The sequence below is a fragment of the Salsuginibacillus kocurii DSM 18087 genome (assembly GCF_000377705.1).
Lineage (GTDB): Bacteria > Bacillota > Bacilli > Bacillales > Marinococcaceae > Salsuginibacillus > Salsuginibacillus kocurii.
In genome coordinates, this window is record NZ_KB898624.1 from 383,201 (window position 1) to 399,368 (window position 16,168).

At 43.5% G+C, this 16,168-nt stretch carries 13 protein-coding genes; all 13 read right to left on the reverse strand.

The features are described from left to right. Positions 1 to 14 precede the first annotated feature (14 nt). A complete protein-coding gene (locus tag D469_RS0106185) occupies positions 15 to 293 on the reverse strand; it encodes a DUF503 domain-containing protein (protein ID WP_018922511.1) in 279 nt (92 codons plus the stop codon). After that, the gene (infB, locus tag D469_RS0106190; protein WP_018922512.1) at positions 290 to 2,425 is read right to left on the reverse strand and encodes a translation initiation factor IF-2; all 2,136 of its coding nucleotides are present in this window, start codon (positions 2,423 to 2,425) and stop codon (positions 290 to 292) included. The genes D469_RS0106185 and infB overlap by 4 nt, the downstream gene beginning before the upstream one ends. 18 nt (positions 2,426 to 2,443) lie before the next feature. Continuing rightward, entirely contained in the window at positions 2,444 to 2,743 is a 300-nt protein-coding gene (locus D469_RS0106195; protein WP_018922513.1) for a L7Ae/L30e/S12e/Gadd45 family ribosomal protein, read from the reverse strand. After that, complete coding sequence (rnpM, locus tag D469_RS0106200) at positions 2,740 to 3,015, reverse strand: RNase P modulator RnpM (protein WP_018922514.1); 276 nt, start codon at positions 3,013 to 3,015, stop codon at positions 2,740 to 2,742. Before rnpM ends, D469_RS0106195 begins: the two co-directional genes overlap by 4 nt. Positions 3,016 to 3,028: 13 nt before the next feature. Beyond that, entirely contained in the window at positions 3,029 to 4,252 is a 1,224-nt protein-coding gene (gene nusA / locus D469_RS0106205) for a transcription termination factor NusA (RefSeq protein WP_018922515.1), read from the reverse strand. A gap of 39 nt (positions 4,253 to 4,291) precedes the next feature. Further along, entirely contained in the window at positions 4,292 to 4,762 is a 471-nt protein-coding gene (gene rimP / locus D469_RS0106210; RefSeq protein ID WP_018922516.1) for a ribosome maturation factor RimP, read from the reverse strand. Between the two features lie 338 nt (positions 4,763 to 5,100). Continuing rightward, entirely contained in the window at positions 5,101 to 9,405 is a 4,305-nt protein-coding gene (locus D469_RS0106215) for a PolC-type DNA polymerase III (protein ID WP_018922517.1), read from the reverse strand. 166 nt (positions 9,406 to 9,571) lie between these two features. After that, positions 9,572 to 11,281 (reverse strand): proline--tRNA ligase, encoded by a 1,710-nt coding sequence (locus D469_RS0106220; protein WP_018922518.1) that lies wholly within the window; start codon positions 11,279 to 11,281, stop codon positions 9,572 to 9,574. A gap of 35 nt (positions 11,282 to 11,316) precedes the next feature. Continuing rightward, on the reverse strand, positions 11,317 to 12,579 hold the full coding sequence (gene rseP, locus D469_RS0106225; RefSeq protein ID WP_018922519.1) for an RIP metalloprotease RseP: 1,263 nt from the start codon (positions 12,577 to 12,579) through the stop codon (positions 11,317 to 11,319). A 13-nt stretch (positions 12,580 to 12,592) separates the two neighbouring features. Beyond that, positions 12,593 to 13,741, reverse strand: a complete 1,149-nt coding sequence (dxr, locus tag D469_RS0106230; protein ID WP_018922520.1) for a 1-deoxy-D-xylulose-5-phosphate reductoisomerase — start codon at positions 13,739 to 13,741, stop codon at positions 12,593 to 12,595. 133 nt (positions 13,742 to 13,874) lie between these two features. Then, entirely contained in the window at positions 13,875 to 14,660 is a 786-nt protein-coding gene (locus D469_RS0106235; RefSeq protein ID WP_018922521.1) for a phosphatidate cytidylyltransferase, read from the reverse strand. A 9-nt stretch (positions 14,661 to 14,669) separates the two neighbouring features. Continuing rightward, complete coding sequence (locus D469_RS0106240; protein ID WP_018922522.1) at positions 14,670 to 15,431, reverse strand: isoprenyl transferase; 762 nt, start codon at positions 15,429 to 15,431, stop codon at positions 14,670 to 14,672. Positions 15,432 to 15,619: 188 nt separating this feature from the next. Beyond that, entirely contained in the window at positions 15,620 to 16,141 is a 522-nt protein-coding gene (frr, locus tag D469_RS0106245; RefSeq protein ID WP_240473317.1) for a ribosome recycling factor, read from the reverse strand. Between the last annotated feature and the right edge of the window lie 27 nt (positions 16,142 to 16,168).

The following is a 16,168-nucleotide window of genomic DNA, read 5'->3' on the forward strand; positions in this document are numbered from 1 at the left end:
CTCTCCTTTCTAAACTACAGCCATTCAAATTCCGTCAGTGTGCGCTCTGCTTCAACAAAGGAATCAATGATCTCAAGTGCTCGATCAAGTTCCTTTTCTAAGGGTGCCCGATTTGAGTTAACACTAACAATTGTAAGTGCTGTACGCTGCCATACATTTTGATGGTCCACTTCAGCTACTGCTACATTCAGCCGGTTCATCAAGCGATGACGCATGCTTTGAAGAACGGCTCGCTTCTCTTTAAGCGAGCCGGATTCATAAATATAACACTCTACATGGACAACACCGATCATGTCGGTTTAACTTCCTCCATGATATAAGCTTCAATGATATCTCCTTCGCGAATATCATTGTAATCTTTAATGGTGACCCCGCACTCATAGCCGGAGGCCACTTCACGAACGTCATCTTTGAATCGTTTCAAAGCATTGACTTCGCCTTCATGGACGACAACGCCATCACGGATTAAGCGCACATTTGAATCTCTCGTTACTTTCCCCTCCATTACATAGCTCCCGGCGATGGTGCCAATTCGAGAAACTTTAATAAGCTGGCGCACTTCTACCTGACCAATTACTTTTTCTTGATAGACTGGGTCAAGCATCCCTTTCATTGCAGCTTCAATTTCTTCGATCGCTGTATAAATGACGCGATGAAGACGAATGTCCACTTTTTCTGCTTCGGCTGTACGTTTGGCGTTAATATCTGGACGCACATTGAAGCCAATTACGATAGCATTCGAAGCTGCCGCAAGGATAATGTCAGATTCAGCAATGCCGCCGACACCTGTGTGAATAATATTGATATTCACGCCTTCAACATTAATTTTTTCCAACGAACCTTTAACCGCTTCAACTGAGCCTTGAACATCAGCTTTAACGATTAAATTTAATTCTTTCATTTCCCCTTGCTGAATTTGTTCAAACAGATCATCAAGCGAAACTGTTGATGTTTGTTTTCTTTCGGCTTCACGAGCACGTACTGAGCGAGCTTCTCCAATTTGGCGAGCTTTCTTTTCATCTTCAAAGACGACGAATTGATCCCCTGCTTTTGGCACATCACTAAGACCTGTGATTTCAACAGGAGTAGAAGGTGCTGCTGTCTCTACACGCTGGCCGAGGTCATTCACCATCGCACGAATCCGACCAAACGTATCGCCAACAACCACTGGATCTCCTATTTTCATAGTACCCGATTGCACGAGCAATGTAGCTACAGGACCTTTGCCGCGGTCAAGCTCTGCTTCTACCACAGACCCTCGTGCCCGTTTGTCCGGGTTGGCCTTCAACTCTTCAACTTCAGATACAAGCAGAATCATTTCAAGTAATTCGTCAATACCTTCGCTCTTAATGGCTGAAACATTTACGAAAATGGTGTCGCCACCCCACGCTTCAGGTACGAGTCCATGCTCAGTAAGCTCTTGCATGACACGGTCGGGGTTAGCTCCTTCGCGGTCCATTTTATTGACAGCTACAATAATAGGTACTTCCGCTGCTTTAGCGTGGTTGATTGCTTCTTCCGTCTGCGGCATAACACCATCATCTGCAGCTACTACAAGGATGGTTATATCCGTGACTTGGGCACCTCTTGCCCGCATGGTTGTAAATGCTGCGTGTCCCGGTGTATCTAAGAACGTAACTTTTTTATCGTTCTCTTCCACTTGATAAGCGCCGATATGCTGTGTGATTCCACCTGCTTCTTCAGCAGTTACTTTGGTATGGCGAATCGCATCCAAAAGCGTGGTTTTACCATGGTCGACGTGGCCCATGATCGTAACAATTGGCGGGCGTTCTTCCAACGTTTCCGGATCATCCTCTTCTACGTACAGGTCAATATCAAGCGTATCAATTTCGATTTCTTCTTCAGCTTCTACCCCATATTCAGCAACGATCAATTCAATCGTATCTTTATCTAATTCTTCATTTTTAGTCGCCATAACACCTAAGCCCATGAGCTTTTTAATGATCTCGGCCGACTCTTTGCCGAGCTTTTCAGCCAATTCAGCAACACTCAAACTGTCAGAAAAGGTGATTTTATCTGGAAGGGGCTTCGCATGCCTTTCAGCCTTTCTTCCTTTACCACCGCGGCCGCCTTTGCGCTGTTTTGGATTATTTTTAAAGGCACCTTTTTGCTTTTGCTGTGGGCGCTGTTGATTTTTTTGTTGTGTTTGGCCGCCTTTTTTATCATTCTTAGGAGCTGAATTCACATTTTGAGCTGTCTTTTTCCCTTGTTCATTCGAAGAGTGCTCGCTTTTAGTAGAGGTTTCTTGCTGCTTATTTTTTTGGTCAAGCTTAGCAATTACTCCCTCTTCTATCATCGCCATGTGATTTGAAACTTCTTCGCCTAAGTCTTTTAACTGACCTAGAATCTCTTTACTTGATTTATTTACTGTCTTTGCATATTCGTGCACTCGCATTTTGCGCATAAGCAAAACCTCCAACCTCTATTCTTCCAGCATCGCTATTAACTTTTTAGCAAAACCTTTATCCGTTATACCTATAATCACCCGTGTTTCTTTGCCAATCGCTTGTCCTAATTCTTCACGCGTAGCAAATTCAAAGCAAGGTGTGTGGTACGTACGACTTTTATCAATTGCCTTTTTTTTGATATTACCTGAGCCATCTGTACTTACTAAAACGAGATGCAGCTCTTCATTTCTGAGCGCTTGAACGACAAGGTCCTCTCCACTTATCACCTTGCCAGCACGCATGGCCAATCCTAAAAAGTCTAGTATTTGTTTCATTTCGTTATGAGCTCCTCACGTTCTTTCATGAGACGCAAGTAATCCTCTTCAGTGACGTTCACTTTTAAGTGCCTGGAGAGCAAATCTTTCTTTTGAGCAGCTAAAAATACCTCTTCATTATTTGAAAGATAGGCACCGCGCCCATTCTTCTTGCCAGTAGGATCAAGAAAGATATCCCCTTCGGGTGAACGTACGACACGAATCAATTCTGATTTCTGTTTCATTTCATTGGTTACGATACATTTACGAAGTGGGATTTTTTTCTTTTTCATTCTCACTCAGTCCTTATGGTGTTTCGTTTGAAGAGTCAGTCGGTTCTTCATCCATTTCGACTTCCTCATCGTCAGGCCATGTATCTTCCTCCAGGTCTTCCTCAACTTCCTCTGCATCTGGGCTCTCTAGTTCTTCAGTAAACATTTCAAGGTCATGAGGTTCACCTGGTACGTTTGCCGTTTCGGGATCATAGATACCTAGTTCCTCTGCCTCTGATTGACTTTTGATATCAATTTTCCAGCCGGTAAGCTTTGCAGCAAGACGTGCGTTTTGCCCTCTTTTACCGATGGCAAGTGAAAGCTGATAGTCCGGCACGACTACTAGCGTGCTGCGTTCAGCTACATCCACTTGCACGTCAAGAACTTTTGAAGGGCTTAACGCATTACCCACATAATCTATCGGGTCTTCAGAGTAATGAACAATATCAATCTTTTCCCCTTTTAATTCATCCACTATCGTTTGCACACGTTGTCCTTTAGGACCAACACAGGAACCGACTGGATCGATCTCAGGGTCTTCAGCATGGACAGATATTTTAGAACGGTCTCCGGCTTCACGAGCAACCGAACGAATTTCTACTGTCCCGTCATATATCTCTGGTACTTCTAGTTCAAACAAACGTTTTAATAAACCCGGATGCGTCCTGGAAATCATGATCTGCGGCCCTTTTGTTGTTTTTTCAACTTTGGTGATATAGGCCTTTAAACGATCATTATGCTTATACGTTTCCGAAGGCATTTGTTCACTTTGCGGGAGCAAGGCTTCTACTTTGCCAAGGTCCACATAAATAAAGCGATGGTCCTGCCGTTGAACAATTCCTGTCATAATGTCTTCTTCCCGGTCTATAAAGTCTGCGTATATAATACCGCGTTCTGCTTCTCTTACCCGTTGTGTCACAACTTGCTTTGCGGTTTGGGCGGCAATTCTGCCAAAATCTTTCGGCGTGACTTCAATTTCTACCACGTCATCAAGCGAATATGCCGGGCTGATTTCATGCGCCGCTTCCAGCGAGATTTCCATACGTGGGTCAAAAACTTCCTCTACGACTTGCTTTTGGGCAAACACACGGATAAGTCCGTTGTCACGATTAATGTCAACCCGAACATTGTGTGCTTGATTAAAATTACGCTTATAAGCAGAAATAAGCGCCGATTCAATTGCTTCTAAGACAAGTTCTTTGTCAATTCCTTTATCCGTTTCCAGTGATGTCAATGCATCCATAAAATCGTTGTTCATGGATGAACATTCCCCCTTTCATCAGTTAATTAACCAGACTTAAAATATGATCGCCAAACGTGCATGCGCGACATTGTCATACTCTACAGTGAGCTCTCGCTTTTTCTGCTTTTCTTTTACTTCCAAGGTTAGCACCTCTCCGTCGAAATCAGAAAGCTTTCCTTCGAGTACATTTTCGCCTTCTACAGGGTGTTTGGTCTTCACGTGAACATTTTTTCCCACAGCCCGGGTTATTGCCTCTTTGCCTTTAAGCGGCCGTTCCGCCCCAGGGGAAGACACTTCCAAATAATAAGCTGTTTTAACAGGGTCTAGTTCATCTAATTGTTCGCTTAAGCGTTCGCTAATTTTGCTGCAATCATCAATATCTACTCCGTCATCACTATCAATGAATACGCGGAGGAACCAATTCTTTCCTTCTTGTTTATATTCTACATCAACAACTTCAAACCCGAGTTCAGCAGCAATTGGCTTAGCAAGCCGCTCTGTCAATTCAATAATTTGCTGACTCATGTGTTCCCTCCTTTCAGGCTGTTATGGCAAATCACCCAAAGCCATTTCTTTTTCTGCTTCACTCATCACATTTCCTTTTTTAATGGATAAAACACGTTTAGTTGATGTCTTTTCTTGACCAGAGCCTATACACTCCTTAACTGTCAGCTAGCGTTGGCTATAGCCTGCCCAAAGAAGACATTATCAACAATATCGATTACTAACGTCATTTCTTTCCATACGTTTTATAAAGACACAATGTACAAACGAAAGAGTGGGGAATCCCCACTCTTCTCCACACATTTCTTTATTTAACCATTATTAAATTTATCACAGAGCTTCGTTGTTTGCAACCGCGCTTAGAAGAGAGAGAGTTGATTTGAATCGGGCAGTCCATCAAGGCAGCCGTGGAGGTCAAGGTGTTCAATAACCGTCTTGGTCGCGCGGCTTCTTTGCTGCAGATCTTCCTTTGACAGAAACTCCCCGTCCTCTCGTGCCTTCACAATATTGATCGCTGCATTTGTCCCTACCCCGTCCAGGGCATTAAATGGAGGGATCAGCTGCTCACCATCGACAACAAATTCTTCTGCTTTTGAACGGTATAAATCCACTTTAGTAAACGAGTAGTTTCTTTCTGTCATTTCAAGTGCAAGCTCCAACACTGTGACAAGGCTTTTCTCTTTCGGGCTTGCATCAAATCCTTTTGCTTGAATATCTTCAATTCTCTGCCTAATCGAGGTTGGGCCTTTAATCATCGTGTCAAGCTCAAAGTCATCCGCTCGTACCGTAAAATATGAAGCATAAAACATAATAGGATGATGAACTTTAAAGTAAGCAATTCGAACCGCCATCAAGACATATGCGGCCGCGTGTGCTTTCGGGAACATATATTTAATCTTTAAGCACGAATCAATATACCAATCTGGCACACCATTATTTTTCATTTCTTCAATCCAGCTCTCATCGAGTCCGCGTCCTTTACGAACGAACTCCATAATTTTAAAGGCCAGTGAGTGTTCTACACCTTTGTAAATTAAATATACCATGATGTCATCACGACAGCCGATAACATCTTTCAACTCACAAGTGCCATTGCGGATCAACTCTTCTGCATTGCCGACCCAAACGTCAGCACCATGGGAAAGACCAGAGATCTGAACCAATTCCGAAAAAGTGGTTGGCTTTGTTTCTTCTAGCATCTGCCGAACAAAGCGGGTCCCAAACTCGGGGATGCCGTAAGTACCCGTTTTGCACATGATTTGTTCTGCAGTAACCCCAAGCACTTCTGGACCGCTGAAGATTTTCATCACTTCTGGATCATCAATTGGAATCTTTTTGGGGTCCATTCCACTTAGGTCTTGAAGCATACGAATGACAGTTGGATCATCGTGCCCCAAAATATCCAGCTTCAATAAATTATCGTGAATGGAATGAAAATCAAAATGTGTTGTTTTCCATTCTGACGTCTTATCATCCGCTGGATACTGCACTGGACAAAAATCATGGATGTCATACTCTTCCGGTACAACAATAATACCGCCCGGATGCTGTCCGGTAGTTCGCTTCACCCCCGTGCAGCCAGACACGAGCCGGTCAATTTCTGCCCCGCGATAATATAAGTCATGATCACTTTGAAATCCGCGTACAAAACCATAAGCTGTCTTCTCTGCTACAGTGCCTATAGTACCAGCTCGGTAGACGTTTTCTTCTCCGAATAAATCTTTCGTATAATGGTGAGCAACCGGCTGGTAAGCGCCAGAAAAATTCAAATCGATATCAGGTACTTTATCACCTTTAAAGCCGAGAAACGTTTCAAACGGAATATCATGCCCATCGGCAATATAGGTAGTGCCACACTTCACACACGCTTTATCCTCCAAATCGAAACCAGAACCGACCGTTCCATCATTAAAAAACTCTGAATGATGGCAAGACGGGCAAACGTAGTGAGGGGGAAGCGGATTAACTTCTGTGATTTCTGTCATCGTCGCCACAAAGGACGAACCGACTGAACCACGCGAACCAACGAGATAACCATCATCTAATGATTTCTTCACGAGTTTGTGTGAAATGAGATAAATGACGGCAAAGCCGTGACCAATTATACTTTCTAGTTCTCGTTCCAGCCTTTTTTCAACCAACTCTGGCAGAGGGTCGCCATAAATGCTTTTCGCACGATTATAACTCATCTCACGGACTTCCTGGTCTGCCCCTTCAATTGTGGGGGTGTACAAGTCATCCGGAATGGGCTGAATTTCCTCCACTTGCTCTGCAATGTCCCGCGTCGATTGGACTACTACTTCTTTTGCCTTTTCCTCTCCTAAAAAGCGGAACTCTTCAAGCATTTCAGCTGTCGTACGATAGTGTACAGGCGGCTGAGTCTGCTTATTTAATGGGTTGGCTCCGCCTTGAGAAGCGATCAAAATTTTGCGGTACACGTGGTCTTCCGGGTCTACGTAGTGGACATTGCCTGTCGCTGCAACTGGCTTGTCCAGCTCTTCGCCCATCTTTACCAAATTAGAAATGATTTCTTTTAATGCTTCTTCACTTCGAACAAGTTCTTTTTCAATTAGTGGTGCAAGGATAGAAGGGGGCTGAATTTCAATGTAATCATAAAAAGCCGCTACTTCTTTCGCCTCTTGATAGGATTTTTGCATCATCGTCTCAAACACTTCGCCTTTATCGCAGCCGGAACCTATAAGTAAGCCTTCTCGGTATTTTTGTAATTCAGACCGGGGGATCCGCGGTGTTCGGTAAAAATAATGAAGATGAGAGCGTGAAATTAATGTATATAAGTTTTTTAACCCCTGTTGTGAGGTAGCGATCACGGTACAATGCGTAGGGCGCACTTTATAAAAGTCACCAGAGCCCATTTGATCATTCAATGAGGCATGTTTTGTCATTCCTGCTTCAATCGCATCTTTAACCATTTTCCAAAGCAAGTAGCCAGTAGCTTCAGCATCATAAATAGCCCGGTGGTGGCTGACTAACTCGATATCAAATGCTTTACATAACGTGTTTAAGCGGTGATTTTTCATTTTAGGATAGAGAAGACGTCCCAACTCAAGGGTGTCAATTACCGGTTCTTCTGCAACAGACAAGTTCGCATGTTTATAACCTGCATTTAAAAAGCCCATATCAAAGCTTGCGTTATGCGCAACCAAAATGGAACCTTCTGTAAAAGCTTTAAAATCAGCAAGCACTTGCTCCACTTCAGGAGCATCTTTCACCATATCATCAGTAATGCCTGTTAAATCAATGATTGTGCTCGACAACTTTTCGTGCGGGTTAGCAAACGACTCGAATCGGTCGATAATTTCACCATCCCGCACTTTTACAGCTGCAAGCTCGATGATCGTGTCATATACGGCAGAAAGACCGGTCGTTTCCACGTCAAAAACGACATACGTTTCCTCGGCAAGATCTCGGTCGGCTTCATTATAAGCAACCGGCACCCCATCATCGACAAGATTTGCTTCAAGCCCGTAAAGCATTTTTATATCATGCTTTTTTGCTGCATTATATGCTTCAGGAAAAGCCTGGGCTACAGCATGGTCAGTGATTGCAACCGCTGGATGGCCCCATTCCTTTGCTTGTTTCACATATTTATCAATACTAGCCATACCGTCCATCTGGCTCATCGTAGAGTGCAGATGCAATTCCACCCGCGTGTCAGACTCTTCATGAGGTTCCGTCCGGGTAGCCACCTGAATTTCGTGCACATCATTGGCAATCATAACAAGGTCGCGAACAAAGGTGTCATTTTGAACACCGCCGCGTACTTTGAGCCACATCCCTGCTTTAATGGCTTCAAAATTCGGCACATCTTCTTTGTCGCGTGAGAACATTTTTACAAGAATGGAATCTTTGTAGTCCGTGATTTTAAATGTAAGTAGCGTTCTACCGCTGCGCAGCTCTCTTGTTTCTGCTTCAAACACATATCCTTGCACCGTCACCCTGCGTTCTTCTTCTACAATGGTATCAAGTGTTACTGGTTCTTCTTTGATTGGATAACCAATTGAGAGTGGCTGCTCTTTCACTTTCTTGTCAGCTTGCTGTTCTTGTTTTTCTTTCTCCATTAAGCTTTCTAATACTTTGGTTTGATCTTCTGCTTTTTTACGTTCTTCAAAATGCTGATGTTCTTCTTCACTTACATCGACTACCGTTGTATCGATTTTCATTGCTTGAAAGCCTAAGTCCTGCAAAACTTCTGCTAAAGGGTCTTTCACTTTTCGTAAGAGGGCCTCACTCTCTGCTTCATTTTTGCATTGAATAAGAAGCTGGCCGCCCTCTATTGCTGGAATTGATCCATTGAGCCGCTGTTTAGCATAAGGAGCGAGTCCTTGTAAACGGGCAGTTATAAAAGGCCAATACGATTCAATCTCTTCAGGCCCAAGCCCTTTGCCGTTATAGCGAATGCTAATATTCACTTGATTTACAATCGACGAAAATGCCTCATCCAATCGAGCTTTTAACAATTCATACATGGCAGCCGGGAGTAGATGCTCAAGTCGAAAGATAAAATGCCAGCTTTTTTTCTCTTTATCTATCGTTAATTTTTCAATTTGGCCGTCTGAAAAGTGGTTCTCTTTGACATCTTCTGGAATCCCGGCCTGCTCTAAAAGTAATGCAAACCGTTCTTTGCGAATGGCTGTTTCGCTCATCTTTTCCCTCCTCAACGCTCACACGCTTCGACTTCCTGAGCTTAAAAAGTATCATGTAAACAAAATGTAAAAGGAATCCTTCTCTTATAAGTTCGTTCAGTGAAATAGGAGAGAACTCCAGGAAAAGGGAAGGTACCTCGTCACTAGATGAGGTACCCGCGGCTTGTTACATACAAGTTTGATAAAGTTTTTCAAGATATTGTGGCAGCTCGCTTACGTCAACCTCTTCTACTTCCCCGGTTCGTCTCACTTTTACTTCAACTATATTTTCATTTGCCCGCTTTCCGCAAGCAATCCGAAGCGGAAGTCCATACAAGTCAGCATCTTTAAACTTAACGCCAGCTCTTTCTTTGCGGTCGTCAAATAAAACATCGTAGCCTTGGCTCGTTAATTCTTTATACAGCTGTTCGCCAAGCTCAAATTGTTCCTCGTTCTTTGGATTCAGTGTAAGCAAATGCAAATCAAAAGGAGCCACCGATTTCGGCCAAATAATGCCATCTTCGTCATGGTGCTGTTCGATGACAGCGGCAAGCGTGCGGCTGATGCCAATGCCGTAACAGCCCATAATAATCGGCTGAGCCTTTCCGTTCTCATCTAAGAACTGAGCGCCAAGTGCTTCGGAATATTTTGTCCCGAGCTTAAAGACATGCCCGACTTCAATTCCTTTTGCAAACTGAATTACGCCTTTTCCATCTGGAGAAGGGTCGCCTTCTTGAACAAAGCGGATGTCCGCAAAGGTAGCAGAAGGCAGGTCACGGTTTGGCTGAACTTGTTTGTAATGCGTTTCGTCTTCATTTGCCCCGCAGACAGCATCCGTCATTGCGCGCACAGCGTAGTCAGCAACTACTTCGATTTCTTCGCTGACTCCAAGCGGGCCAATATAGCCTGCCGAAGCAGCTAAATAAGTACGCACTTCTTCTTCTGTAGCTGTTTCAACTTGCACAGTCTTAAAAAGGTTGCCGATTTTCACGTCATTTATATCGTGGTCTCCCCGGCAAAGAGCAAGAACCGGCTTTCCTTCCACTATGAATAAAACTGATTTAATAATTTGATCAGGAGTAACGCTTAACCCTTCACTCACTTCACTGATCGTTTTCATATTTGGCGTTTGTATTTTTTCTGCAGCCGGCCCTTCTGTACTGCCTGCTTCATATAAATCAGGCAATTCAGCAATCTCCAGATTAGCTGCATAAGAAGAACTGTCTGAATACGCAATCGTGTCTTCCCCTATGTCAGAAAGAACCATAAACTCATGCGTATCTGTCCCGCCAATAGCACCTGAGTCTGCTACTACAGCGCGAAAGTCCAGACCGCAGCGTGAGAAAATATGCGAATACGCTTCGTACATTTTATTATAATTTTCATCCAACCCGTCTTTTGTAGCATCAAACGAATAGGCATCTTTCATAATGAACTCGCGTGAACGAAGAACGCCAAAACGTGGCCGTCGTTCATCCCGGTATTTTGTTTGAATTTGATATAAATTCATCGGGAGTTTCTTATATGAAGAAACGCCGTCGCGCACAAGGCTTGTAATAACTTCTTCATGGGTTGGGCCTAAAACAAAATCCCGTCCATGCCGGTCATTGAGACGAACAAGCTCAGGACCGTAATCCTCAAGGCGCCCCGACTCTTCCCAAAGTTCAGCCGGTTGAATGGCAGGCATGAGTAATTCCTGGCCCTCTTTTGCGTTCATTTCTTCCCGAACAATTGTTTCAATTTTTTCTAAAACACGGGCTCCAAGCGGTAAATATGAATAGATTCCCGCCGCAGTCTGCCGCATTAAGCCAGCACGCAGCATGAGCTGGTGACTGGCAATGTCAGCATCGGCTGGTACATCCCGCAATGTAGGAGCAAAAAGCCATTGTTGTCTCATTGTCTATTCCCCTTCACGTAAACAAGTTTTCTTCATCATAAAAATAAGCGATTAATGTCATTCCAAGTTACGGCTAAAACGAGCAACATTAATAAGGCAAAGCCGACAAAATGGACAAGTCCTTCTTTTTGCGGGTCAACCGGACGCCCCCGCACGGCTTCGAGTCCAATAAACAGCAGCCGTCCTCCGTCTAAAGCAGGAAGCGGCAAGAGGTTAATGATACCGAGATTTACGCTGAGCATCGCTGCCCATTCAAATAAAATGAGAAGCCCCATGTCTGCCACTTCACCTGTATAATTGTAAATCCCAACCGGTCCTGCTAAATAATCAAGAGAGAAGGAACCAGTCACGATCATACCGAGAACATCAAAAATAAGTACACTTACTTCATATACTTGGGTAGCCCCGTATTGAACAGCAAGAAGCGGAGACATTTCTGATGGCCTGTTCACCCCAATAAAGCCTTCATCCCGCTCGGTCATCTCATTATATCTAGAGTCCGTAGCTACGGTAACATCTTCCGTGCCATTCTCGCGTTCTACAGTAAACGTTAAATCTTCATCCGGGTATTCCTGAATCAAAAGTGTCATTTCTTCCCAGCTGTCCACAGGTTCTCCGTTTACCGCTTGAATTTCGTCTCCTTCATTCAAACCAGCTTCGTCAGCAGGCCCGCCTTCAATCGTTTCACCCATCACCGAATCATCAACTGGGACACCAGCAATTAAAGCGAAGGTCATAAATAAGACAAAAGCCAAAATAAAGTTCATCGCCGGCCCAGCAAAAATAGCGACTGCCTTTTGGCCAGGATTTTTGGACCCGAACTGCCGGTGCCAAGGAGCAATTTGTGACGCTTGCTCATCTACGATTAGTTTTGCTTTCTCATCAACTTTAAACGTTTCAAGCTCTGCTTCGTCATCAGAATAAGCTTCAATTTTTAATTGGTGCTCCAGGTCAACTCGTTCCACCGATACAAGTTTTGCTTCCGGGTGCTTGGACTTATTGTTGACGATGATTTCTTTTACACGTCTCTGGTCATTAAAGGTAAGTCCAACCTCATAGCCAGGTTTAATGGTTACCGATTCCGGATCTTCCCCCGCCATGCGAACAAAGCCACCTAATGGAAGAAGGCGGAACGTATAGACGGTTTCATTCCGTTCAAACGAAAACATTTTCGGTCCAAAACCAATTGCAAATTCCCGGCACAAAATGCCTGCCCGCTTCGCAAAAAACAAATGGCCCCATTCATGGACAGCAACCAACAGGCCAAATATTAAGATGACAGCTATCAAAGTCTGCACGTTATTCCCACCTTCATTTGATTTGAGACGCTACGTGTTCACGTGTTGTCTGATCAACCTCTATGATTTGTTCGAGTGTTGGAGATTGAATGTTCACATGTCTATTTAACATATCCTCAATATAATCCTCTATCTCCAAAAATTCAATTTGTTTCTTTAAAAAGGCAGCGACCGCTGTTTCATTGGCTGCATTTAATACAGTTGGATACGTCCCTCCAAGCTGTCCTGCTTCATAGGCAAATGAAAGACAACGGAAACGTTCCAGTTTCATTTCTTCAAAGTGCAGCGCACCTACTTCCCATAAGTTTAACTGCTTTTTCCCTTCGAATTCAAGCCTGTTCGGCCAAGACAATGCAAACTGAATAGGCGCTCTCATATCAGGATGTCCAAGTTCTGCCATCGTGTTACCATCTTTAAATTCAACAAAAGAATGAACAATGCTTTCACGATGCAAAACGACATCAATGTCTTGATAAGGGGTATTAAACAACCAATGAGCTTCAATCACTTCAAGCCCTTTGTTCATCATGGTGGCTGAATCAATAGTAATCTTTGCTCCCATTGACCAGTTTGGATGCTTTAATGCTTCATCTACAGTAACACCACGCAGCTGTTCGCGGGCTTTATCACGGAAGGTACCGCCTGAAGCTGTAAGTATTAAACGTTTAATATCGTCTGTGCTACACCCTTGTAAACACTGAAAAATAGCAGAGTGTTCGCTATCCACCGGCAATAGTGTAGCTCCGTATTTATCTGCGGCTTCCATAACCAAATGACCTGCTGTAACCAATGTTTCTTTGTTGGCTATGCCAATCGTTCTGCCTTTTTCTATGGCCCGTAATGTCGGTTGTAAGCCAATGCTTCCTAACACTGCATTCATTACAAAGGTAGCCTCAGGATGAGTGCTCACTGCTTCCATCCCTTTTTGGCCATACATGACTTCAATCGAAGCAGAAATTCGCTCTTTTATAAATGGGATATCTTCTTCCTCAGCTACTGAAACAAGGGCAGGCTGAAACTCGTTGATTTGTTCAGCAGCTAGAGCCACATTACGCCCCACAGACATAGCTACAAGTTCAAATTGCTCATTGTGGCTTCTAACTACATCCAGCGTTTGCGTTCCAATTGACCCTGTAGACCCAAGCAGCGCAATTTTTTTCATCGTGACGTCCTCATTTCTAAATGACCCTCTTAATAGTAGTTTGCTAACAGCTTGTTTTATCTAACTGCATACGTTTTTGAAACCTTGTCCACTTTCGACTCTGACTAGAGCTTGAGCCCTTTTGCCAGCTACCTTAAAAAAAGCCAAAGACATATAATATCGGCATGACAAATAGAAGACTGTCAAAACGATCTAAAATACCACCATGTCCAGGTAACAGCATGCCTGAATCCTTTATGTCATAGTGCCGTTTTAAGGCGGACTCGACCAGATCTCCAATTTGCCCAGCTAAAGCCGTAACAAGAACAAATAAGACAAAGACAAGTAACGAAGAAAAGACAGGTGCTGCCAAATGGAAGAGGCTTGCAAACACAAATGCAAAAGCCACCCCACCTAAAGAACCCTCAATTGTCTTTTTCGGGCTGATTGCTGGCCAGAGTTTGTGTCTTCCCCATTTACGACCAATAAAATAGGCTCCTGAATCCGTAGCCCAAATGGTAATCAGCGTTAGGAAAACAAACCAAGCTCCAGCTTCAGCCTCTATTCGGGCTAGCAAGAGAAAATGAAACCCTAGTCCAACATATAAAGCTCCAACCACGAGTAAGCCGGCATGATCAAAGGTGAATCGGTTTTTTGAAGTTACTGTCAGAATTAACAGGCCCCAAACAAAGACCAAATACAGGAGCTGTTCATTAACATACGTGTCCAGCCAAGCGCTGGGCATAAAGATAAGAACAGCTAAACTCACACCGATCAGACCAGGAACGGACAGAGGTTTAATCTTTTTCATTTTTACTACTTCACTCATCCCTACAATAACAAGAGCAGCCATCAGCAACGAAAAAATCCAGCCTCCGGCTATGACAGCACCTAAAAATACAATGCCCCCAAGAACCCCAGTAATAATGCGCTGTTTCATGTTTTCCTCCTAGACTCCGCCATACCTTCGTTTTCGACTTTTATACACTTCAATTGCTTCATCTAAATGTCCTTTTGTAAAGTCTGGCCATAAAACGTCTGCAAAATAAAACTCACTATAGGCTAGTTGCCATAGCATGAAATTGCTTAAGCGGATTTCACCGCTCGTGCGAATCAACAGATCGGGATCAGGAAGCGAATGACTCATCAGATGTTCGCTGAACAAGTAGTCATTAATATGATCTGTTGTTAATTCGCCTTTCTCTACCTTTGCTGAAATTTTCCGCACCGCTTCAATGATTTCAAAACGGCCTCCATAATTTAAAGCAAAATTTAAAACCAACCCATCATTTTGACTCGTTTTTTCCACTGCTTTCCTCACTGCTTGAATGGTATGTTTTGGGAGTTCTTCCGTCGTTCCCATGATTCTTACTTGAACATTGTTTTCATGTAACTTCGGCAGTTCTACATTTAAAAAACGTTCTGGCAGTCGCAGCAAAAAGTCAACCTCGCCTTTAGGGCGCTTCCAGTTTTCCGTAGAAAACGCATAAAGTGTTACATAGCCTACCCCATGCGCTTTAGCATGTTCAGCTATTTTATGAATAACTTTCATACCTTCGCGGTGTCCAGCCACTCGCGGCAACCCTTTATTTTTGGCCCAACGGCCATTTCCATCCATAATAATCGCAATATGAGAAGGCGTAGTCGCATTTGTTTCTGCTTCTTCAGTTTTAAGCGTCCACGCATTTTGATTTATGAATCGTTCAAACATAGTAGGCACCAGCCTTGTTATAGATTGGCTGCCTCTTCATTTGTTCCGTGAAAACAAAGGAAAGGATAGCCTTTGCTTCATCCATTCATGTGAACTTGGAACAAATCTATAGCGGCAGATTCATTGCGCTAAAAAAACCCCCTAGAATAGAGGGTTCTTCTACTGATACCATTTTACCTTGAAACGGCTTAAACTTCCATAATTTCTTCTTCTTTATTTTCAGCCGCTTCGTCTACTGATTTAATGTGTTTATCTGTAATTTTTTGAGTTTCATCTTGAAACTTGCGAGCTTCGTCTTCACTAAGATCGCCATTTTTCTCTTGCTTTTTCAGCTCATCATTTGCATCGCGGCGAACATTACGAACTGCTACCCGTGCATCTTCAGCATACTTTTTCACCAACTTAACAAGCTCTTTACGGCGTTCTTCTGTTAAAGCTGGAATACTGATACGAATGACGTCTCCGTCATTGTTTGGAGTTAAGCCGAGGTCTGCTTTTTGGATGCCTTTTTCAATATCTCCGATAGAAGATTTATCAAACGGGGCTATTACCAACATACGTGCTTCTGGAACTGAAATTGTCGCAAGTTGGTTCAAAGGGGTGTCCATCCCATAATAACTTACCATTACTTTATCGAGCATAGCAGGATTTGCTCGTCCTGCCCGAAGTGTTGCAAGCTCCTTGTGGAGAGCTTGTACTGCTTTTTCCATTCTGCTATTTGCGTCTTGAATGACATC